Below are 22,469 nucleotides of genomic sequence, written 5' to 3' on the forward strand. Positions count from 1 at the left end.
GCGGCCGTCTCGCTTATCCCTGGAGGAATCACGCGAGACTATCCACAACGACTCGCCCCGCAGTTTGTGCAGATCAGGCAGCCCTCCTGATAGACGAGCGACTCATGCCCGCAGACAGGGCAGTTCTGCCCCTTGGCCTGGGTGCCGTCGGCCACATATTTCTTCAGGGCGCGCTCCACGCCGTTCTTCCAAGTGTTGATGCTCTGGTCCTTCAGCTGCAACGAGCCCACGAGCTTGATCACATGAGCGATGGGCATGCGGTAGCGGAGCACTCCGGAGATGAGTTTGGCATAGTTCCAATACTCCGGATTAAACTTTTCGGAAAGCCCTTCGACGGTGGTCTTATAACCCCGCTTGTTCTCGAATTGGAAGTCGTAGCGATGAGAGCCGTCCTCATTGGTCTGCTTGATAATCTTGCCTTTTACAACGGTTTTCGGCAATACGATGCCCTCGTCGTCGTCCTGAAGCCCCGTGAAGATTTCGTAAGGATAACCGTCAAGTAATCCCACGAAGGCCACCCACTTCTCCTTGTTGTTCTGGAAACGGACTACATCGCACTCTAATTCCTTGGGACGGGTCTCGGTAACGACCGGAGCCTCACGCGGAGAATTGAACTTTGTCTCCATGTTGCTGTCCTTCAGCTGTTCCTTTTCGGCAGTCTTCTTTTCTTTCTTTGACATGGGGATCATCACGCCCGACCGACTGCCGTCGCGGTAGATGGTGCATCCCTTGCAGCCGCTCCTCCACGCTTCGACATAAAGCTTGTTGACCTGCGCCTCATCGACATCGTTCGGCAGGTTTATGGTTACGGAAATGCTGTGGTCCACCCACTTTTGGATGGCTCCCTGCATGCGCACTTTCATCAGCCAGTCTACATCATTGGCCGTAGCCTTGTAATAGGGAGACTTGCCCACAAGCTCGTCAATCTCCTCCTGGGTATATTGTTTCGTGGCGTCATAACCGTTTATCTTCATCCACTCCAAGAATTTCCGATGGTAAACGATATATTCCTCGAAGCTGTCGCCCACCTCGTCGACATAGTCCACATGCACATCGGTATCGTTCGGGTTTACCTTGCGGCGACGCTTATAGACCGGCATGAACACCGGCTCTATGCCCGAGGTGGTCTGGGTCATGAGGGAGGTGGTGCCCATGGGGGCTATCGTCAGGCAAGCTATATTCCTGCGGCCATACTTCACCATGTCGGCATACAATTCGGGATCTGCCTCCTTGATGCGCAGGATGAACGGATTCTTGGCCTCGCGACCAGCGTCGTAGATGGCAAAGGCGCCCCGCTCCTGAGCCATTGTTACCGAAGAGCGGTAAGCATTCAAGGCCAGTTCCCTGTGAACGGATACGGAGAAGTCGGTTGCCTCCTGCGTCCCATAGCGCAGACCCATGGCCGCTATCATGTCGCCCTCGGCCGTGATACCCACACCCGTGCGGCGTCCCTTTCCGCTCTTGTCCTTGATTTTCTCCCACAGATGATACTCGGTTTGCTTCACTTCCTCATCCTGCGGATCGACCTTTATTTTCTCCATGATAAGTTCTATCTTCTCCATCTCCAGATCCACGATGTCATCCATGATTCTCTGGGCAAGCTGGACATGCTTCCTGAACTTGTCGAAGTCGAAGTAGGCGTCCTTGGTGAACGGGTTTACGACATAGCTATACAGATTCAGGCTTATCAACCGGCAACTGTCGTAAGGACAAAGGGGTATCTCGCCGCAGGGGTTCATACCGACGGTGCGGAAGCCCTGGTCGGCATAGCAGTCGGGTATGCTCTCCCGGATGATGGTATCCCAGAAGAGCACGCCCGGCTCGGCGCTTTTCCAGACATTGTGGACAATCTTCTCCCAAAGGTTCTTGGCCGAGATTTCCTGCCGCACCTTGGGATTCTTCGCGTCAACGGGGAACTGCTGGGTGTAAGGCTTTCCTTCGATGGCAGACTCCATAAACTCGTCGTCAATCTTCACGCTCACATTGGCTCCCGTAACCTTTCCCTCGGTCATCTTCGCGTCGATGAACGCCTCGCAGTCAGGATGCTTGACGCTGACAGAAAGCATCAGGGCTCCACGACATCCGTCCTGGGCCACCTCGCGATTGGAATTGCTGTAGCGCTCCATAAAGGCAACCAGGCCTGTGGAAGCAAGCGCCGAGTTGCTCACCGGGCTTCCGGCAGGCCGAATGTGGGTCAGGTCGTGGCCCACGCCGCCGCGCCGCTTCATCAGCTGCACCTGCTCCTCGTCGGTCTTCATGATGGCACCGTAGGAATCAGCGTTCCCGTCAAAACCTATCACAAAGCAATTGCCCAGCGAAGCGACCTGAAACTTATTGCCGATGCCGGTCATCAGGCTTCCGGCAGGTATGACATAGCGGAAATGGTCGATAAGGTCGAAGACTTCCTGGGCACTCAGCGGATTCTCATACTTCCGCTCGACGCGGGCAATCTCGTTCGCGATACGCCAATGCATATTCTCCGGCGACTTCTCATAAATATTGCCGAAACCGTCTTTCATGGCATACTTGTTCACCCAGACTCCGGCTGCCAGCTCATCGCCATCAAAATACTTCAAAGAGGTCTCATAGGCTTCCTCGAAAGAATAGGTCGTTAAATTTTCCATCGTAGTTCGTTAGCAATGGGTGAAAGTCCGCAGAATCCTTAAATGGGAAAGAATTACCGAAAAGTCCCGAAGATGTCGGCAACCGTGGAAAAAAACTGTCAGGCCGGGCGATAATGCCGAAAGGACTCCCGCCGACCTTCAGACTTCACTCATCAACCATTATTGTTTTATTATTATTAACATTAGCACTCATCAGTCCATCCTGCGCACCGAGGATCCACACGAATGATTTCTCCAAGCGAAACCAATCATCATCTTGTCCACGGAGAAGGATTCGGAGATTATCCGTTATCTTCCTACTCGTTACAAAACTACAATATATTTCCGAGAAAAAAGACTATTTTGGGAACTTTTTTACTAAAAACTTACTGCAAAGTTTTCCGTTTTGGAAAACTTAAAGTATATTTGCAACAAAGAAAATTTACGATTATGAAAACTATAAACATGCGTAGAAGCATCCGAAAATACTCATCCCGAGAGGTTGGGGACCCATTGCTAAAGACGCTCTTGAGGGATTCGGAGCGCACCCAGACCATGGGAAACCTGCAATTATACTCCGTCGTCATCACGCGCGATGCCGGCAAGAAAGCCGAACTGGCACCAGCTCATTTCCACCAGCCGATGGTCGGCGAAGCACCCGTGGTACTCACTTTCTGCGCGGATTTCCGGCGCACATCGCTCTGGGCGGAGAACCGAAAGGCCACCCCGGGCTACGGCAACATCCTCAGTTTCCTGAACGCGGCCACCGACACCTTATTATATTGTCAGACTTTCTGCAACCTCGCCGAGGAAGAAGGGCTGGGATTGTGTTTTCTGGGAACCACCGTCTATATGCCCAAGGAGATTATCCGCGTGCTGCGTCTGCCGAAACTTGTGTTTCCCGTCGCGACCATCACGCTCGGCTGGCCCGATGAGTTGCCCGAACTGAGCGACCGGCTTCCCTTGGAGGCCATCGTCCATGAGGAAACCTACGAGGACTACACGCCCGACAGAATCGACCGATTCTATCAACCGAAGGAAGCTCTGCCGGAAAACAAGCACTTCGTGGAAATCAACCGCAAGGAGACCCTGGCACAGGTTTTCACGGATATCCGCTACACGAGAAAAGACAACGAGGCCATGAGCGAGGGGCTGCTGGAAGCCCTCCGGCAGCAAGGATTCCTGTAAAAAAGCGAATTCCAAGACGACAAGGCATGCCCATATCATCCAAGACGCAACCTTTTTTGCGCACCTTTTGTGAGTTTTCGTAATTAAAATCAGCAAAAATCCCCCAAAATGTTTGTTTTATATTGGTATATTATATATATTTGCGGATGTATAATTAACCATTAAAACAATAATTTGGAAGACGCTGTTTTCAGCAAAGATAAACATTAACCCATAAAACTACAGGAACATGAAATCCTTCATAAAAATTCTGTCAATCATAGCATGTGTCGTTCTCTTTAATGCATGTGATAGTGATAATGAAAAAGGAAACGATGGAAGTGCGATTTTCGGTGATCACTTTCAAATAGCCTTCTACAGTCCAAGCGGCACCAATATAATAGATTCCCTACAACTGGTAAAAGGTGTTAACAGTAAGGTCTTCCGCATTTCAGGAGACATTCTTGCGGCTTCTCTCACGCGAGAGAGCGACGGAACAACGACCGGACCTGAAGGCAGCCAGACTGAAAACCATTCAGAATCACATCTATGGCTTCCTTCCTCAATGACTTTTATCAATGGCTCCTCGTGGCAGAAGAATTCGCCTTTCAAAGAAGACTTGGATGTCGTACCGGAAATAAAGACCATCTTAGAGAAAAGAGGGTCGTTCCTGTCCATCCAGTTTGGGGACATGAACTATTCCAGTTCATACGGAAGCAGAGGTAAAGAGCAGGACGAAACCTATACTTTCAGGCTCGTCTCCAAGACTCTATTCGGTGATGAGAACACGCATATATTCAAATTGTATTACCATATAGAAGGTGCCTCAGGCGATTTTTACAAATGTGAGCATGACGGGAAAGACATGGAAATCCAGTCAGACAGGCTTTATAGTTTTATAAAGGAATACAATTCCAAGGCATATCCTATAAGTCGTAAAGTAGCCGCAATCAACTATATCTTAAGCGTTCATGTGGGAAGATAGCGCCATCGGCCGACATCTGTTGCCACCCGATTGACAAGGGTTTCTTCCGATGATATTTCCCCGTAAAGTAAAAGGCGGCTAAAAGGTCGCCTTTTAGCCGTTAGAAGGCAGGCTTTTAGCCGTTAAAAGGAAGGCTTTTAACGGCCTTTTACTTTCAGGGTGGCAACAGCCTGTTTTTCAGTCCGTTCTCTCCGTCCGCTCAGAACAGTTTCGCCAGTTGGCTTCCCAGCAGCAGGGCGAGGAACCCGGCGGCAAGGCTCGCGGAGACATAGAGCATGAGATACAGATGGTTTCCATCTTTTAGCAGGGCGGAATTCTCGTTCATGAAAGTAGAAAAGGTGGTGAATCCGCCGCAGAATCCCGTGGTAAGGACGAGCCGCGTGTTGGCGCTCATCAGATGGCCTGCCGACGGAAGCCCGGAGAGCAGCCCTATGAGCAGACAGCCGAGGATGTTGACGGCGAAGGTGCCCCACGGGAACGCCATCACCGCCAGCGACTGCACCCACCTCGAAACGAGCAAACGCACGCCGCCTCCGACGAAGCTGCCCATGCCGACCAATAGGAAGTCTTTTATCATATACCTTATGATATATCAGCACTTGACGGGCGCGTATTTCGGAACGAGCCCCTTCATGACGAGCCACCCGGCCAGATAGGCCACCGAGCAATAGCAGAACAGAATCATATAGGCTGCCTCCTTACCCTCAAAGCCCAGGAATACGGACCGCGCCATGTCGCAATGGTCGATGAGGCGACCGCTCAGGAAGTTGATCAGGAACGAGCTCAGACCGCCCGCCATTCCGTTGATGCCCGTGATGGTGGCCACCGCACTCTTCGGGAAGAGGTCGCTCCCCACGGAGAACAAGTTGGCACTCCAGCTCTGGTGGGCCGCCCCGATGATGCCGATGAGTATAATCGTTATCCAGCAGCTATAGCGCCCGAGAGGCTGTGCCATCAATCCGAGCAAAGGGAAGAGCGCGAAGATGAGCATGGCGCGCATGCGGCAGGTATAGGGATCCTTGCCCGTGCGATCGATGAGAATCGTCGGCAGCTTGCCCCCGTAAAGAGAAAGCATGGTGATGGCATAGAGCACGAAGATGAGCATCTGCGCCATCGGGGTGTCGGAAGCGTGTCCGTAGACATCGCTGATGTAGGCCGGCGTCCAGAAAAGAAAGAACCACCACACCCCGTCAGTGAGGAACTTCCCTGCCAGGATAGCCCAGGTCTGCCGCAACTTCAGGCAGTGCCCTATCGACATCCTATGCTCCTGATTCTGGGCGTCGCCCTCCACCTTTGCGTCCTGAAGGATGTATTCCCGTTCCGCGGCGTTGACATGCCTGTTAGCTTTCAGCGGCTGATAGACGAAGATCCAGAAGCCCATCCAGACAAAGCCGAGCGCGCCGATCAGCACAAAGGCCATCTCCCAGCCGTTACCCACGCCGATATTCCTGAAATAGCGGGCCAGGGTGGGGATGCTCAGCGGGGCTATCAAGGCTCCCACCGTGGCACCGGCATTGAAGATGGAGGTGGCGAAAGCCCGGTCTTTCTTCGGGAAATACTCTGCCGTAACCTTGACGGCCGCAGGGAAGTTGCCCGACTCTCCGGCTGCCAATATCACCCGGGCGACAAGGAAGAAATAGACACTCACCATCGAGATCGCCGCCGCCAGATCGCCCGCGGCTCCCACCAGCTGGGCGGCATCCGCCACTCCCACGACCTGCTCCGTGGCCCATCCGCACGCGGCATGCAGACAGGCACCCGCCGACCAGACGCCGATGGCCCACAGATAGCCCCGCTTCGTGCCCAGAAAGTCGATGATTCTGCCGCTGAAGAAGTTGGCTATCGCATACATCACGGCGAATGCCGCGGCTATGTTCCCATAGTCGGTATTCGTCCAATGGAATTCGGGAGCGATAAAGTCCTTCCATGTCAGCGACAGGACTTGCCGGTCCAGATAGTTCACGGTGGTAGCAAAAAAGAGCATCGCGCAGATTATCCAGCGGAAGTTTGTCATCCTCGGGCGCGTGCCCTGCACGATGTTTGGCGTGTCATTATTCATCTTCATGGTATGTTTTAAGTTATTGTTTTCATCATGACGGAACCTGTCCGCGGCTTTTCCTTTTCAGGAAAGGCCCGCGAAGGCAGGTTTAATCTTGGAAATATACGCGCTTCACACGGTTGGATATGCCGGTGAGAACCTCGTAGGGGATGGTGTCGAGCACATCCGAAAGCACCGTTACGGGCAGGCGGTCGCCGAAGATTTCCACGCTGTCGCCCTCTTTGCAGGGGATATCCGTTACATCAATCATACAGACATCCATGCAGATATTTCCCACATACTCGGCCTTCTGCCCGTTTACCAGACAATAGCAGCGGCGGTTTCCAAGGTGGCGGTTCAAGCCGTCGGCATATCCTATCGGGATGGCAGCTATCACTGAGTCGCGGTCGATGGTGCCCTTGCGGCTGTATCCTACCGTCTCCCCCGCCTTCACAGGACGCAACTGGAGGATGGTGGTCTTCAGGGTAGAGACATTATTGATGATCTCGTTGCCGCGGGGATTGATGCCGTAGAGGCCCAGCCCCAGCCTGCACATGTCCAACTGGCGGTCGGGGAAATGCTCGATGCCCGCGGAATTGTCGATATGGCGCAGTATCTTGTGGTCGAAGGCGGCCTGAAGCCGCTTGCTTCCCGCGTCAAAGAGCGCGAACTGCCGTGCGCTGAAGTCATCGAAGCCGTCGCTGTCAGAGCCCACAAAATGAGAGAACACCGACCTTGGGATGATGGCATTCTGGAGCTTCAGCCGCCCGATGAGCCGCTCCATGTCCTCCTCGGGGTTGAAGCCAAGGCGGTGCATGCCCGTGTCAAGCTTGATATGGACGGGATAACCCGTGATTCCCTCTTTCTCAGCAACCTTTATGAGGGCTTCGAGCAGACGGAAGGAGTAGACCTCCGGCTCAAGGTCGTAGTCGAACATGGTCTTGAACGCTGTCATCTCGGGATTCATAATCATGATGTTGGAGGTGATGCCGTTCTTGCGGAGGGTAACCCCCTCGTCGGCTACGGCCACCGCCAGATAGTCCACCCGATGGTCCTGCAAGGTCTTGGCAACCTCCGCGCTGCCGGCGCCATAGGCATCCGCCTTGATCATACACACCAGTTTGGTCTCTGGCTTCATGAAAGAACGATACCAGTTGAGATTGTTCACCAAGGCCGATAGGTTCACCTCCAGAATCGTCTCATGCACTTTCTGCACGAGGAGCTCAGTCAACTGGTCGAATCCGAACTGACGGGCACCCTTCAGCAGGATGACTTCATCGTGCAAGGAAGAGAACACCTCGCTGTGAATGAACTGCTCCACGCTCTTGAAGAAACACTTCTCGCCGATGCGTATCTCATCGGATTGCGCGCTAATTTGCGGTCCGATACCGATAAACTTCTCCACGCCACGCTTCTCACAGAGGGCAGACACCTCCCGATAAAGCTGTTTCGGGGGCTCCCCGCTCTGCTCTATATCGCTCAGGATCAATGTGCGGCGGCGTCCCTTATGATCTGGTCGGCGCGCCATGAAGTCGAGAGCGATGTCGAGGGAATTGATATCTGAGTTATAAGAATCATTGATCAGCGTACAGCCATGCTGACCTTGTTTCACCTCCAGGCGCATGGCCACGGGCTCCAGATGTTGCATCCGCTCATCCAAATCCTCGGCGCTTACTCCAAGATGGAGGGCCACCACGGCACAAATAATTGAGTTGATGACGGAGGCATTGTCGATGAACGGCAACGAATAGCACCTCTCCTCGCCACCCTGATAGCTATAAGTGATGGTCGTGGTCGTTTCCTTTTTCTCCACCGACTTTACATACATGGCGGCACGCCTGTCGTTCATCGACCAGCAAAGGCTGTCCCCTTTATAGCCATTTTCTCTCACCACCCTTCCTACCATGTCGTCGTCAGCATTGTAGACGAGCGTCTTGGCATCATGGAAGAGCTGTGCCTTCTCGCGGCATTTGGCCTCCAATGACTCGAAATTCTCCTGATGCGCCGCGCCGATACCTGTCAACACGGAGATCGTGGGCTGAATGATGTTACGCAACGGAGCCATTTCCGTAGGCTCGCTGATGCCTGCCTCGAAGAGCCCTACTTGTGTATTTTCACTCAAAAGCCATACGGAAAGCGGAACGCCTATCTGCGAATTGTAGCTCCGCGGGCTGCGTGTTACCGCCATCTGGGGCGACAGCAACTGGTAAAGCCATTCCTTCACCATGGTCTTTCCGTTGCTCCCCGTAATACCGACAACGGGAATATCGAATTTCTCGCGATGGCGTTCCGCAAGACGCTGGAGGGCTTCGAGCGGACTTTCCACCTTCAGGAAGTTGGCCGTAGGATAGTCTTTCTCATAGTTCGCCGGTACAGTTTCCACAACAAAGTTATGCACCCCGCGGCGATAGAGGTCAGGAATATAGTGATGGCCGTCGTTTCGCTCCGACTTGAGCGCAAAGAACAATGTCTCTTCGGGGAAACAAAGCGAACGACTGTCGGTAAGCAGGAAGCCGACATTGGCTTTCTGATCGCCATAGCGACGGGCACCGATCAATGCTGTTACCTTTTCTATAGTATATGTCATTTGTATATTGGTGTTTCCTTATTCCAATGCAAAGTTAGGATATTTTTTCGAAAGAGCTTGAACTCTTAACATTGTTTTATCCATAAATCGGCGGTATTCTTCCGAGTCGGGATGGAACGGCCGATGTGCCAAAGCTTCTTTCAGAGGCTTCCATTCCTTGAGGAATTCAAGGGTCTCAGCTCCAAAATAGGCTTCCGAAAACTTATCCCAGATGTAGGCAACTGCCTGCTCCGAGGGGTGCAACATATCCTCCTTGTAGAACCGATAGTCGCGAAGCTCGTCGTTCACGATTTCATAGGCGGGGAAATAGGTGAGGCTCGAGTCAGGCCTGTCGGCGGTTTTGACCACCCTGTCAACAGCCAACAGGAGGGTCGCCTTCGACAGCAGGCTCTCATGGAATCCATATTTGCGATAGCGAATAGGACTCACCGTAAAGATAATCTTCACCTGCGGATTGGCTTTCCGCAAGTCCTCAACGGCCTGAAGAAGATAAACGGCACACTCATCCACGGTGAGCAAGCGCTCGCTGAACAAAGCCGAGGGACGCTTCTGGCAATTGTCTACGATCTCACCCGTTTCCTTCAACACATAAACATGGTTGGTGCCCAAGGTGAAGACTGCGACATTAGGCTTCCTGCCCACTTCCAAGGCGCGGGAAACGGTGTGCAAGACGGAGGCAGGGTTATACATTACGCCATAGGGATTCACCGTGGCCCGGAACCTCTCTTCTTGAAATCGGCGACCCATATTGTCGGCAAAACAACTGCCGACAAAGAGCATTTCCTCACAGGGAGGAATCTCAAACGGAGCCTTGCGAATCTCTACTTGCGTTCTGAATTCCATCTTTCGACAGCCTTTCGTAATATCATTTCATGGTCGAATGCCAACTTTGGCAAGTCCTCCAGCGAAAACCATCGGGCTCTTCTGGCATCATCCGAACCCCTCACCGCCTCCGCGGCCGGAAGCTCTACATAATAGGCAATGGACACGACACGCTCACGAGGATCGCGATCAACAGCCGTAAAGGCTCCTAACTGACGGACTTCCCCGACCTTTAACCCTGTTTCTTCCTCCAACTCGCGGCATGCGGCCTCCTCCGCGGTCTCGTCGATATTCATGAAACCTCCCGGGAAAGCCCACTCACCCTTACAGGGATCATTCTTTCTTTCTACAAGAAGCACCTTCATGTCTCCCCCGTCGTGCGCAAAGACCACGCAGTCGGCGGCAACGGCAGGATGAGGATATTTATAAGTATACATATGCTTTAGCTTCTTGAAACCTGCAGTCCTGTCTCGCTCAGCGACATCTCCACAAAACGCGCGTTATCATTCGACCGATTCTCTCCAAGTATCCGCATGATACGAGCCGCTGCCTCCGGGTCTTTGGCTATCATATAGAGATAGCCGCCACCGCCCGCGCCGGGAAGCTTGTAACCTGCACAAAGGTCATCGACCCTTCGGATGATTTCCGCCACCGACTCCGGGTTAGTGCCGCGGTCGAGCCTCTGATTCTGGTTCCAGGTTTTCCGCACCAACCGGCCTATCTCGCTGAAGTTGCCACGCTGAATGGTTTCATACATATCCATCGTGTGCGCTTTCATCTCACGCAACACCGCAAGCTCATCGTGCTGATTGAGAAACATGCGGCGGACGATTTCCGAAAGAATGCTCTTTGCCGTACGGGTAATGCCCGTATAGTAAAGCAGGTGGCACGCACGGTATTCCGGCTGCGTAAAGATTGACGAAGACAGCCAACGGGCTATCGGTTTCTGGTCGAATCCCTTGTCGCTCTGAAGAAGTTTCACACCCGGGAGGATTCCTCCGAACTGATCCTGCCAGCCTCCGCCGGTCGTAAGAAGCTGCTCGAGAACAAGCGTCCTGCGCCCAATCTCGTTCTTATCCCACATCAACCCGCAGAAATCATTCAGCGCACCCAGCACCGTCGAGGCCAGAATACTACTTGTGCCGAGCCCCGAACCGGCAGGAATAGCCGAGAGCATGGTAACCTCTATCCCGCAACCGAACTCCCGAAGTTGCTCCTCCAGCGTGCTGAACTTCTCCACGGAAAAACCGGGCTGGAACCCTGCCAATACCAAGGCGGCCTTGGGAATGGAGAAAGGACTCCCCACATGGTTGAAGTCGGACAGCTCTTCATAGGTCCTCACCTCTTCCGAGGCACCAAGGTCGATACTGCGGAGCACGATGCGGTATTCCTTGCTCGGGCGTATATAGGCCTGCAAAGGAGGCTGCCCGTTCAGCTCAATGGCAAAGTTGATGACATTTCCGCCTTCCATCAAGCAGTAAGGCGGGGTATCGGTCCAGCCGCCGGCAATATCAATACGCACAGGACTCCGCCCCCAGACTATCTGGTCAGGATGGACGGTCATCCGTGGATTCTGCCTCGATGCCAAGGCCGTTTCCGTCAACCCTTCACGAAGAAGGGAAAAAGCTTTATCTTCGTTCGAAGCATACTCCTGACCGCGCAGACGCTCCAATTCCGAACGAAACATGGCGTCGTGAATGCGGGTGAGCAGCTGCTCGCCCTCCGGAAGCGGCGAAGGCTCTGCCACATGATGGACGGCAAACTCACGGGCAGCATCCTCCAAGTCTACCTGATAGAACACGCTGTGGGCATAGTTCTTAGCCAAAAACGGCCAATTCTTGCCTCGAAACTCTTTCCTCTGCTCCGAGAGGCGCAATAGATTGGCCTCCGCGGAAATCTCATCGGCGCTTATCTTACGACAGTGCTGCCACAGGAACAATCCCCCCTGTTGGTAAGATTCATTCAGCATCCAGCGCAATACGAGACCTGCGTCATGCTTGTTGTCGACGACGGGGAAGATACGCGCCGACTGCAAGTCGTCTGCTTCCTCAATGGTAGCCATATCTATCCTGCGCTCTTCCGCCCACTCCTTAAACGGCTGACCTATGAAAGTTGTCGCGGGATCAGTCAGACTGCCACGAAATTGATCGTTGAAGCCGTAAGGGCGTACCGCAAACTGGCTCTCGCCAACTGGTACTATGTCTACGCACTGCCCCGCTCTCAATCCTATCTGCCAATCATTTTCCGGAACTCCGGTAATGATGTGGTCGTGTGCGATTGTCCAACGCTCGCTGACACAGCTGTTTTCTATCCACAGATTCTTGTTTTCCTCGGTAATCTTAATCCACACTTCGGAGTTCTGCTGGAAGATAGAAGGATGCGGTTTGCGTGAATGATGCATGATTTCACGCTGGTCGTTCACAAGATTCTGTATGTCAAGAGTCGACGAAATGATTTCATGCGAGGTACCGTAATGATAAAATTCTCCTCCCGACAGGGGCACGACGGCCACCTTCAGGTCGCGCACCTCCGGATCATCAAAGGTTGGATTTGTGCCCAGGCAACATCCGAACTCGCCATACAGGTCGTAGTTCACCACCTCGCCCTCCTTCATGGAATGCTTCATGAGCACCTTGACGGCCCTGTCAGAGAGCAGCCAGACGCCGATGTCCGTAAGATAATAATTGTCTTGCCGCACCTGTGCCAGCGTCTCGACGGAAGGTTTCTGGAGCATGCATTTCAATACCGAGGGGGTCGCACGCGACGAGACAAAGACCCCATGGTCTTTCGCGATCTCGGCATCAAGCCACAACCCGTAGCAGACCACATCGGCTTCCGGTATCGGCTGAAAAGGTTGCGTGGCCCGAATGTAGACATCTCCACTCACGATGAGCGTGTGGAGACGCTCCGGAGCATTGTCCATGATCCTCTGGTAAAGGGGTATCTGTAACGACAGCAGATCTTGCGAGAGACGCTGACCGCGCTCCCAGCGGAAAACGGGAATCGGGGTGAGTATCTTGCCCGACGGCGCATAGGCCGGCAAGCGACGGCTCTGTCCGCCGGCATGGAGTAACAGCCGTTTTTCCGAAGACAGCCATTCCTCGAACGAGAGGTCTCCTCCTTGTGCCTCGAAAGCGGCTTTCAGCAACCACGCAGAGCCTCCTCCCGAGCCCAGCTTACGGCCTATGGGGTCGTTCGTGCAGAACCACTCGGCACGGTCATAGCCGGTTATTTTATGAAAATGCCTTACCAGATTCGGCGGCAGCGATAATAGTTTTCTCATTTCACGACTTTCTTTTTCCTACGATATTCAGAATAAACACCCAGCAAAATGACAAGCAGCAGAACGCCATAGGCAATATAGGCAATGGCCTCCGTCGTGCTCACGCTCCTCGGGAAGAAACTGAGCACCACCTTGTATGTACCCGCGTTGATGTGAATGGCACGCAGGATATAGTCCACACGGCCCACTTCCACGGCTTCGCCGTCCACCGTTGCCGTCCATCCGGGATAATAAATCTCTGAAAAGACGAGCACGCCCCCTTTGTCCGACTCCACCTGATAGGATACCTGATTGGGCTTATAGTCCTCAATGGTTACGACGGACTTCGCGTCCTGCGCTACCGCCTCACCCAACTGCTTCTTGAATTTGGCATCAGCAACGGCTTCATGGCGGAGGTCTATCTGCCCTATCCGGTCTATTTCCTCATTGGCATTGTTCACATAGGAAATCCGGTCTACAAACCAAGCGTTGCCATAAGCGTAGGGGTTCTGTATCGGAACGGTCTGCCCGGCCTGAAGAGGAACGATGATATACTTTGTGTTCAGCATATTCAGAACCGGATAGAGCGAGTCGCCGTCAATCTTGGTCATGTCGCCGTTGGCCTCCGCCACGGCCGGCATCAGCTTCGACATTTCCGGATTGATATAGGCCTCTATCATCTCCTGATAGCGCCGGAGCTTGGCCGCATGATAGCCCCCGATGCTCTTGTGGTAGTAAGAGGTCTCGTTCTCGTTGAAAGTATTCGTCGCGAGATTCAGCACCCGATAGTCAAGGGCCTTGTCCTGAAGTATCTGCTTGTCGGTCGGCGTCATTTGCTGAGGCGTGTCTCGGACACTCTTCTCCACGAACATGTCGTCGTTGAGATAGCGTTTGTTCACCTGCCACATGTCGATCAGGCAGAGCAGGGCCAGCGCCCCGACCATCCATTCGGCCTTCAGCTTCCTTGCCTTGAAGAGCAGGAGGCAGAATGTTCCTATCAGGATGATCCAGAACGAGCGCCAGCAGTCGGCCGTGAAGACGGCCTTGCGCATCTCGGTGAGATTGCTCACCACGGGGCTATAGTATTCCGCGGGCAGCTGCTTCAGGGCCTCCAGCTCTGCCGGCGACACGAAGTCGGAGAAGAAAACGCCCGGAGCCAAGGCGAAGAGGAGGGCCAGGCCCCCTGTAAGGGCAAAGCTCACATACACCCACTTGATTTTCTTCGTCAGGATTTCAGGCTCCTCCACGATTCGTTTCAGCGCCATCATGGCGAGCAGGGGAATGGTGAATTCCGCGATGACCAGTATGGATGCCACCGTGCGGAACTTGGAATAGAGCGGCACATAGTCGAGGAAGAAGTCGGTGAACGGCATGAAGTTGCGTCCCCACGACAGCAGAATCGACAACACCGTGGCGCAAAGCAAGGCCCATTTCATGGGGCCCTTCACGATGAAAAGCCCCAGGATGAAGAGCATGAGCACGAAGGCTCCCACATAGACCGGTCCGCTGGTGCCCGGCTGAGTGCCCCAGTACTGTCCCAGTTGCTGGTAGATCTGATAGAAATTGGGGTCGGCCTTCTCCATCGCCGTCGGGTTAGCGGTCAACGGGACGCTGGCCCCGCCCTTGGCGTTAGGCATCAGGAGCGTCCAGATTTCATCGACACCGTAGCTCCATTGGGTGATATAGTCGCGATCGAGACCGCTGTTGGTCTGGTTGGCGGAGTTCTTCTTCATGAGCTCGCTCTTGCCACGCATGCTCTCCTTGCCATACTCCCAGGTGTGATAAAGATTGCTCAGGTTGATGCTGATGCCGATGGCCGCGCCCACCATGCAGGCCAGCGTGGCCTTGCCGAACCGCGCGAGCTGCTTCTCCCTGACGGCCTCCACGAGGAAGGCCACGACCATGAAGAGGATGATGAACAGGTAGTAGTAGGTCATCTGCACATGGTTGGCCTTCACCTCAAAGGCCGAGAACACGGCCGTGAGGATGAGTCCCCACAGGAACTTGCCCCGATAGGCCAGCACCACGCCCGCTATCATCGGCGGCAGATAGGCCAGCGCCATCACCTTCCAGATGTGCCCCGCAGCGATGATGATGAAGAAATACGACGAGAAAGCCCACAGGATGGAGCCCAGGATGGCGAGTTCCTTGCGGAAGTCGAAGGCCCGGAGCAGGATGTAGAAGCCCAGCAGGTAGGCGAATACATACCAGACATTGTCCGGAAGCCACAGGTGATAGGCGTCCATCACCTTCTGCAAGCCGTTGGTGCTCGTGTAAGACGGCGAGGTCTGATAGGTCGGCATGCCGCTGAAAGTGGCGTTCGTCCAGCGCGAAACCTTACCGGTCTTCTGATAATACTCAGCAGCCTCCTGCCCCGCTCCCCGTCCGGCGGAGGAGTCGTGGCGGAAGAGGATGCGCCCGTCGATGTCGGCCGGCATGAAGTAAACAAACGAAATGGCTGCAAACAAGGCCACGGCGGCAAGGTCGAGCCAGTATTTCTTCAAAGTGTTCATCTTATTATTACTTTCCTTTTAATCGTGTCCCCCGCATCGAGAAGCCTGATTCGACGCTCCCGGCAAGCCTCTCTTCCAAACACTAATGCGACGGGGCCAGATCCGTTACTTTATGTATTTTATGATTTCTCATTTCAACTTTCAAGACTACAGTCCTGACTTTTCTCTGCATACGGTCGTCCATGTCATTGAAATCATAGGTTACGATGTAGGCGTCTTTTTCCGTTTCCACTTGCAAAGTCCGCGATGACAACTCGTCGATGCCGTAATTGCAGGCAACAAACTCATAGGCAACTCCGTGCAGGCGGTCTTCCTTGGTGTCCCTACACAGTTCCGCGGAACAATAGACAGCCATCAGCGAATCGCATTTGGCAAAACTCTGCCGCATGTCCTTCATGCTGAAAGCCTTGCCATATTGCCGATAGAAAGAGAGAATCTTATTGCCATCTCCCTCCTCATTGTTCCCTGTCAAGGGGTTGGCAGAGGGGCTCCCACCTTTAGAGCAGGCCATTAAGGCCATGATACATGCAATGACCCAGAATCCCTTTTTCATACTGTCTCATCCGTTTTCAATTCCAAAATGATATGGTTTTAAGCCCTGTGAAAAGCAAGATGGATATCTCTTCTGCTATTTCACAGGCAAAGTTAAGACATTTAAAGGTAAAAAACAAGAAAACGGAGATATAAAAGCATAAAAAAGCAAGCACAAGCCCTCTATCATTCCCTTTGCCGCATAAATCTGGCTTCACGACCAGAAAAACGGCCTCGACTCGCAGCGAGGCAGGAGCAAAGCAGCCATACGAACAGGCCGAGGAGAGAAAAAGAACAAGTTTTAGAGGAATCTTTCGTTTTAATCGGCAGTTTGATGTAACTTTGCCCACAAAACATCGGAAATGAAGAGAATAGGGATTATCGTGGCGATGGACAAGGAATTCCGCCAGCTCAGCGGCCTCCTCGAGGAGAGCACGACCGAGCGCCGCCGCCACAAGGACTTCACCCTGGGCCGCATAGGCGGCAACGAGGTGATTCTGCAACAGTGCGGCATCGGCAAGGTGAACGCCGCCGTGGGAGCCGTGGAGATGATAGACGGCTATCGGCCCGACCTCGTGCTGTCCACGGGCGTGGCCGGCGGCGCAAGCGTCAGCCTCAATCCGCTGGATGTGGTGGTGGCAACAGAGTGTGCCTACCACGATTTCTACTGCGGCAGCGAGGTGGAATACGGCCAGGTGATGGGGCTCCCCCCACGGTTCACCGCCCCAGGAGACCTCGTGGAGAAGGCACTCGCCATCAACACAGAGGGAAAAGTGGTGGCCGGACTGACCGTCTCGGGCGACTGGTTCGTGGACTCGAAAGAGAAGATGCGCTCGATTCTCGACCACTTCCCGGAGGCCATGGCCGTCGACATGGAGAGCTGCTCCATCGCCCAGACCTGCCATCTCTACGGCGTGCCGTTCGTCTCGCTGCGCATCATCAGCGATGTGCCGCTGAAAGACCACAAGGCCGCGCAGTACTTCGACTTCTGGGACAGGATGGCCGAGGGCAGCTTCCGCGTAACCCGACAGTTCCTCGAGGCACTTTAACCCGTCGTGTCAGGACAATCAAAAAACTACAGATATGAACAAGATTCCCAGCTTTACCATCAATCACGAGAAACTCCTGAGAGGCATCTATGTTTCCCGCAAGGATGCCGTGGGCGGCGAAACGGTTACCACCTTCGACATCCGCATGAAAGAGCCTAACCGCGAACCGACCCTGCATCCGGGAGCCATCCACACCATCGAGCACCTTGCCGCCACCTATCTGCGCAACGACGAGGAGTGGAAAGACCGCGTCATCTACTGGGGGCCGATGGGCTGCCTGACCGGCAACTACCTCCTGCTGCGGGGCGACTATCAGAGCCGCGACATCGTAGAGCTCATGAAGCGCACCTTCAGCTATGTGGCCGGCTTCGAGGGCGAGATACCCGGAGCGGCGCCCAGAGACTGCGGCAACTGGCTGCTCCACGACCTGCCCATGGCGCGGTGGGAAGCGCGCAAGTATCTGACAGAAGTGCTTGGACCTATCACGGACGAGAACCTCGCTTACCCGGAATAACCTCCCCTAAAGAATGCGGCAAGAGGCATTTCTGCTTCCTGCCGCATTCCAAAGTGTTACAAGCTGTGTGTAACGACATTACACGCTGTGTGTAATCATATTACAAGCAGCGTGTAATCGTGTCGCCTTATTTATCCAACTCGTTGAGGGCAAACATATAGGCCCCCAGAGAGATGGCCGAAGAGGCCCCGATCCTCGTGCGGAGCACGCCCACACGCTTCAACGGATCGTAGTCTATCTGCTCGTTAGTGCCGGGAACGGCCACCTTCACGGCGCCGCCCTTCAGAAACTCGGCCAGCTGGGCGGGGTCTTCCAGATTGTATACCTTCATCTGCGTGTGTCCCACTTGCTCTCCGTTCATCATCTTGAGCTTGCTGTTCATCTCGTCGACCAGCGACGGGAAGATGAGGTCGGAACTATGAGCCATGCCGCCGCCGATAACCACAAGGCCGTCTACGATGGTGTCGGCCATGGCAATGGCATCGCCGGCCATCTCGCCCAGCTCGGCAAAACTGTGCCGGGCAGCCTCCATGTCGCCCGGCCGCTTGCCCTCGGCGATCTCGCTGATGTCCTTCGGCGTGAGGTCGGCGGCATCGCCCGAGAGCTCCTTATAGACCCGCTTCACGGCACGGATGGCCACGCTTTCCTCCGCGATACACTCAGGATACTTCTTGTTACGGAAACACCAGATGTCGCCGCCCATACCATTGTCGCCCAGAAGGAGCTCGCCGTTGATGACCACGCCCGCGCCAAAGCCCGTGCCGAGGGTGATGCCCAGCAGATGGCTGAACCGCTTCGGGCTGCCCGCCTGCCTAAGGAGACGGTTGACTTCGGGCAGTGCTCCGCCCATGGCCTCACCATAGGCGAAGAGGCTTCCGTCGTTGTTGATGAACACGGGCACGCCGAATTTCCGCTCGAGAAACGGACCCAAGGCGATGCCGCCTCGGAAGGAGGGGAAGTTGGGAAGGTCGCCGATGATGCCCTTTTTATAGTCGGCCGGGCCAGGGAAAGCAAAGCTGATGGCGGACGGCGCGGCAGGCACCTGCTCTTTGATGTGCTCAAATCCCTTGACGAGCTGGTTCAGACAGTCGCCGAGGCTGGCCGCCATGGAAGGCAGCGTATATGCCTCTACGATTTCCCTACCGCCCCGCATGGCGGAGAACACGAAGTTCGTGCCACCGGCATCCAGCGTAAGGATAACTCTTTTATCGTTCTTATAGTCCATAATAGTTAGTTGTTGGTTTCTGATTTTCGGTTTCTCTTGTCGCAAGAGGCATGCTCCCCTCCACCCTGCCAGTATGGCAAAGAATGCTCACAGATTGAACTTATAGGCCACGGAGAAAGTGAAGAAGCTGTTCTTCGCGCTGCTGGTTGTGCTCACCTTCAGCAAGCCGAGGTTGTAACGGGCATCGAGCACCACATTCATATATTCGTAGGACAGGCCGAAAGGTATCGAGAGATCGAACTGGTGGTAGCCCTCGATCGAACTGTTCTTCAGGGTTAGCGGTTCGCCATACACCCCTACGCCGGTCGATTTCTCATAGGTTACATCCGAGACCTTCACCTCGCTCTTCGCGTTCACGAGGAAGCCTGCCTGCAGACCGGCCTTGACGGCAAAGTCCTTGACCACATACATGTTCAGCATCACGGGCACGAGCACATAGTCCAGACGGGTGTAAGCGCCCTGATAAGCCGAATAGACGGCCCGCTCCTCCGTCTGGCTCTGCAGTATCTCCGTATTGCCGGTCCTGTATCCGAGGGCGGCATAATAGGCCCCCAGCGTCAGGCTCAGCTCATTGGAGCACTGATATTCCCCCTCAAGTCCTGCCATGAAGTCGGCTCGGAACTTGGGTTTCATGGAGTGCCCGCCGCCATAGTAAATGTCCTGTTTGGTTATCTTGGCGATGCTCACCCCCACCTTCGGAGCCAGGGAGAATGTGCCCGGGCGGCTCTGGGCATTCATCGCGAGGGCTGCCGACAAGAAGAGTGCCGCCAAAAACATCTTTTTCATAATCCTCCTATTTATAATCGTGTCTCTTATTCCTTGTTTGCGCGCTTGCGATCCAGATGGTCGAGGATGATCTTACGCATGCGCATGCTCTTCGGGGTAACCTCCACATACTCGTCGGCCTTGATGTATTCGAGGCATTCCTCCAGGCTCATCTCGGTCTTGGGGATGATGCGGGCCTTGTCGTCGGACCCCGACGCACGCACATTGGTAAGCTGCTTGGCCTTGGTTACATTGATGACGAGGTCGTTATCATGGACATGCTCGCCTACCACCTGTCCGCAATAGACCTCCTCGCCCGGGTCGATGAAGAACTTGCCACGGTCCTGAAGCTTGTCAATGGAATAGGCATAGGCCGTCCCGGTCTCAAGAGCTACCATGGAGCCGTTTACTCTTCGCACGATATCTCCCTTGTAGGGCTGGTACTCCTTGTAGCGATGCGCCATGATGGCTTCGCCCTGACTGGCCGTAAGCACATTGGTGCGGAGGCCGATGATGCCGCGCGAAGGGATGTCGAAGGTTATGTTCACGCGGTCGCCCTCTGTCTCCATACCTGTCAACTCACCTTTGCGACGGGTAACCATGTCGACCATTTTGGAACTGTATTCCGTCGGCACATTGATGTCGAGGTCCTCGATGGGCTCGCATTTCACGCCGTCTATCTCCTTATAGATTACCTGCGGCTGCCCCACCTGCAGTTCGAAGCCCTCGCGACGCATGGTTTCCACGAGCACGGAGAGGTGGAGCACGCCGCGCCCACTTACGATCCACTTGTCGGTAGAGTCCTCCATCGGGGTTACGCGGAGGGCAAGGTTCTTCTCCAACTCCTTGCTCAGGCGGTCGCCGATCTGGCGACTGGTGCAGTATTTGCCCTCCTTTCCGAAGAAGGGAGAATCGTTGATGGTGAAGAGCATGCTCATCGTAGGCTCGTCGACGGCAATGGGCGGCAATGCCTCCGGATTCTCGAGGTCGGCAATGGTGTCGCCGATCTCGAAACGCTCCAGGCCTATCACGGCACAGATATCGCCCGAATCCACATGGTCGGCGCGCTTGTGGGTGATGCCCTCGAAAGTGTGCAGCTCCTTGATCTTGGTCTTTTCCTTGGAGCCGTCGCGGTGGCAGATGGTGATGTTCATGCCGTCGCGCAATGTGCCGCGATGCACACGACCCACCGCGATGCGGCCCGTGTAGTTGCTATAGTCAAGCGAGGTGATCAACATCTGCGGCGTTCCCTCAAGCTGCCTGGGGGCAGGGATGGCCTCGAGAATCTTGTCGAGCAGATAGTCTATGTTGCCGGTGGGCGTCTTCCAGTCTTCCCCCATCCAGCCATTCTTGGCCGATCCGTAGACTACGGGGAAGTCCAGCTGGTCCTCGGAGGCATTCAAGTCGAACATCAAGTCGAACACCATCTCGTAGACTTGCTCCGGGCGGCAGTTGGGCTTGTCGACTTTGTTCACCACCACTATCGGCTTCAGGCCCAGCTGAAGGGCCTTCTGAAGCACGAAGCGGGTCTGCGGCATGGGTCCTTCGAACGCGTCCACGAGGAGCAGACAGCCGTCGGCCATGTTGAGCACGCGCTCCACCTCGCCCCCGAAATCCGAGTGTCCGGGCGTGTCGAGGATGTTTATCTTGACACCTTTCCATGTAATCGATACATTCTTCGAGAGGATGGTGATGCCTCTCTCACGCTCGAGATCATTGGAGTCGAGCACCTCACCACTGTTATCCTGACCCTCACGGAAGAGCTTTCCGGCGAGCATCATCTTGTCGACCAGCGTGGTTTTTCCATGGTCGACATGTGCAATCACTGCAATATTCCTGATATCTTGCATTTGTATAGCTAATAAATTCGAGCGCAAAGTTACAAAAAAAGCGATAAATATTTGCCTGTTTCGCCAAAAAGTTGTACCTTTGCGGCGCAATTTCGGAGAATCCGATGCATTCAAGGGCGTTGCCGGTTGTGATTAAGGCCGCCGTACGCCCGCGGGATGTAATGTTGCAACAACCATTAATCAAACCACAGCTATGTATTTAGACAAGACCAAGAAGGAAGAAATCTTCACGGAGTATGGCCAGGGCACGACCGATACCGGTTCGGCAGAGAGCCAGATCGCACTGTTCACCTATCGCATCAAGCACCTCACGGAGCATGTAAAGAAGCACCACAAAGACTTCGTTACCACCCGCTCGCTGACCATGTTGGTAGGTAAGCGCCGCGCCTTGCTCAACTATCTCTACGACCGCGACATCGAGCGTTACCGTGCTATCACCAAGAAGCTCGGCCTTCGCAGATAATAAAGACAAAGAGAATTGTTCTGTCCCCGTTTGTTGTCAAGACGAGCGGGGATTTTTTGTCTGTAACGCATCTGCGGTATTCTACATCGGCCCCG

17 protein-coding genes are annotated in these 22,469 nt (G+C 54.3%); 5 read left to right on the forward strand and 12 right to left on the reverse strand.

Annotation, left to right across the window (positions count from 1 at the left end; all coding sequences use genetic code 11):
- Positions 1-38 precede the first annotated feature (38 nt).
- Positions 39-2,624 carry an adenosylcobalamin-dependent ribonucleoside-diphosphate reductase gene (locus C7120_RS00110; RefSeq protein WP_107619826.1) on the reverse strand — a complete coding sequence of 862 codons (2,586 nt, stop codon included), beginning with the start codon at positions 2,622-2,624 and terminating at the stop codon, positions 39-41.
- A gap of 429 nt (positions 2,625-3,053) precedes the next feature.
- Between C7120_RS00110 and C7120_RS00115 the strand changes: the two genes are divergently transcribed.
- Both C7120_RS00115 and C7120_RS00120 read left to right on the forward strand, forming a co-directional pair.
- The gene (locus C7120_RS00115) at positions 3,054-3,791 is read left to right on the forward strand and encodes a nitroreductase family protein (RefSeq protein WP_107619827.1); all 738 of its coding nucleotides are present in this window, start codon (positions 3,054-3,056) and stop codon (positions 3,789-3,791) included.
- A 229-nt stretch (positions 3,792-4,020) separates the two neighbouring features.
- Positions 4,021-4,755, forward strand: a complete 735-nt coding sequence (locus C7120_RS00120) for a hypothetical protein (protein WP_107619828.1) — start codon at positions 4,021-4,023, stop codon at positions 4,753-4,755.
- A gap of 199 nt (positions 4,756-4,954) precedes the next feature.
- Here the strand turns inward: C7120_RS00120 and crcB are convergent, their stop codons facing one another.
- The 8 genes from crcB to C7120_RS00160 all read right to left on the reverse strand — a co-directional run bounded on the left by crcB (position 4,955) and on the right by C7120_RS00160 (position 16,530).
- The gene (gene crcB, locus C7120_RS00125; protein WP_107619829.1) at positions 4,955-5,332 is read right to left on the reverse strand and encodes a fluoride efflux transporter CrcB; all 378 of its coding nucleotides are present in this window, start codon (positions 5,330-5,332) and stop codon (positions 4,955-4,957) included.
- 15 nt (positions 5,333-5,347) lie between these two features.
- Positions 5,348-6,820, reverse strand: a complete 1,473-nt coding sequence (locus tag C7120_RS00130; RefSeq protein ID WP_233246983.1) for an MFS transporter — start codon at positions 6,818-6,820, stop codon at positions 5,348-5,350.
- A gap of 82 nt (positions 6,821-6,902) precedes the next feature.
- Complete coding sequence (locus C7120_RS00135; RefSeq protein WP_107619830.1) at positions 6,903-9,380, reverse strand: bifunctional UDP-N-acetylmuramoyl-tripeptide:D-alanyl-D-alanine ligase/alanine racemase; 2,478 nt, start codon at positions 9,378-9,380, stop codon at positions 6,903-6,905.
- 18 nt (positions 9,381-9,398) lie between these two features.
- Positions 9,399-10,223: a GSCFA domain-containing protein gene (locus tag C7120_RS00140; protein WP_107619831.1), complete on the reverse strand. Its 825-nt coding sequence runs from the start codon at positions 10,221-10,223 to the stop codon at positions 9,399-9,401.
- Positions 10,202-10,639 carry an NUDIX hydrolase gene (locus C7120_RS00145; RefSeq protein WP_107619832.1) on the reverse strand — a complete coding sequence of 146 codons (438 nt, stop codon included), beginning with the start codon at positions 10,637-10,639 and terminating at the stop codon, positions 10,202-10,204. Before C7120_RS00145 ends, C7120_RS00140 begins: the two co-directional genes overlap by 22 nt.
- 5 nt (positions 10,640-10,644) lie before the next feature.
- Positions 10,645-13,485, reverse strand: a complete 2,841-nt coding sequence (locus C7120_RS00150; protein ID WP_107619833.1) for a bifunctional fucokinase/fucose-1-phosphate guanylyltransferase — start codon at positions 13,483-13,485, stop codon at positions 10,645-10,647.
- Positions 13,482-15,977, reverse strand: a complete 2,496-nt coding sequence (locus tag C7120_RS00155) for a YfhO family protein (RefSeq protein ID WP_107619834.1) — start codon at positions 15,975-15,977, stop codon at positions 13,482-13,484. Before C7120_RS00155 ends, C7120_RS00150 begins: the two co-directional genes overlap by 4 nt.
- An 82-nt stretch (positions 15,978-16,059) precedes the next feature.
- The gene (locus C7120_RS00160; RefSeq protein ID WP_107619835.1) at positions 16,060-16,530 is read right to left on the reverse strand and encodes a hypothetical protein; all 471 of its coding nucleotides are present in this window, start codon (positions 16,528-16,530) and stop codon (positions 16,060-16,062) included.
- Between the two features lie 340 nt (positions 16,531-16,870).
- On the opposite strand from C7120_RS00160, the gene C7120_RS00165 reads away from it, so the two are divergent.
- Both C7120_RS00165 and C7120_RS00170 read left to right on the forward strand, forming a co-directional pair.
- Positions 16,871-17,557: a 5'-methylthioadenosine/adenosylhomocysteine nucleosidase gene (locus C7120_RS00165; RefSeq protein WP_107619836.1), complete on the forward strand. Its 687-nt coding sequence runs from the start codon at positions 16,871-16,873 to the stop codon at positions 17,555-17,557.
- A gap of 34 nt (positions 17,558-17,591) precedes the next feature.
- Positions 17,592-18,071, forward strand: coding sequence for an S-ribosylhomocysteine lyase (locus C7120_RS00170; RefSeq protein WP_107619837.1), 480 nt, complete (start codon positions 17,592-17,594; stop codon positions 18,069-18,071).
- Between the two features lie 127 nt (positions 18,072-18,198).
- Here the strand turns inward: C7120_RS00170 and C7120_RS00175 are convergent, their stop codons facing one another.
- The 3 genes from C7120_RS00175 to typA form a co-directional block, all read right to left on the reverse strand.
- Complete coding sequence (locus C7120_RS00175) at positions 18,199-19,296, reverse strand: ROK family protein (protein ID WP_107621320.1); 1,098 nt, start codon at positions 19,294-19,296, stop codon at positions 18,199-18,201.
- 87 nt (positions 19,297-19,383) lie between these two features.
- Positions 19,384-20,082 carry a porin family protein gene (locus tag C7120_RS00180; RefSeq protein WP_107619838.1) on the reverse strand — a complete coding sequence of 233 codons (699 nt, stop codon included), beginning with the start codon at positions 20,080-20,082 and terminating at the stop codon, positions 19,384-19,386.
- Positions 20,083-20,108: 26 nt separating this feature from the next.
- Positions 20,109-21,911 carry a translational GTPase TypA gene (gene typA, locus C7120_RS00185; protein ID WP_107619839.1) on the reverse strand — a complete coding sequence of 601 codons (1,803 nt, stop codon included), beginning with the start codon at positions 21,909-21,911 and terminating at the stop codon, positions 20,109-20,111.
- Between the two features lie 193 nt (positions 21,912-22,104).
- Between typA and rpsO the strand changes: the two genes are divergently transcribed.
- On the forward strand, positions 22,105-22,374 hold the full coding sequence (rpsO, locus tag C7120_RS00190; protein ID WP_107619840.1) for a 30S ribosomal protein S15: 270 nt from the start codon (positions 22,105-22,107) through the stop codon (positions 22,372-22,374).
- Positions 22,375-22,469: the final 95 nt, after the last annotated feature.

Origin of the sequence: Prevotella sp. oral taxon 376 (genome assembly GCF_003043945.1) — a bacterium.
In the GTDB taxonomy this organism is placed as follows: Bacteria; Bacteroidota; Bacteroidia; order Bacteroidales; family Bacteroidaceae; genus Prevotella.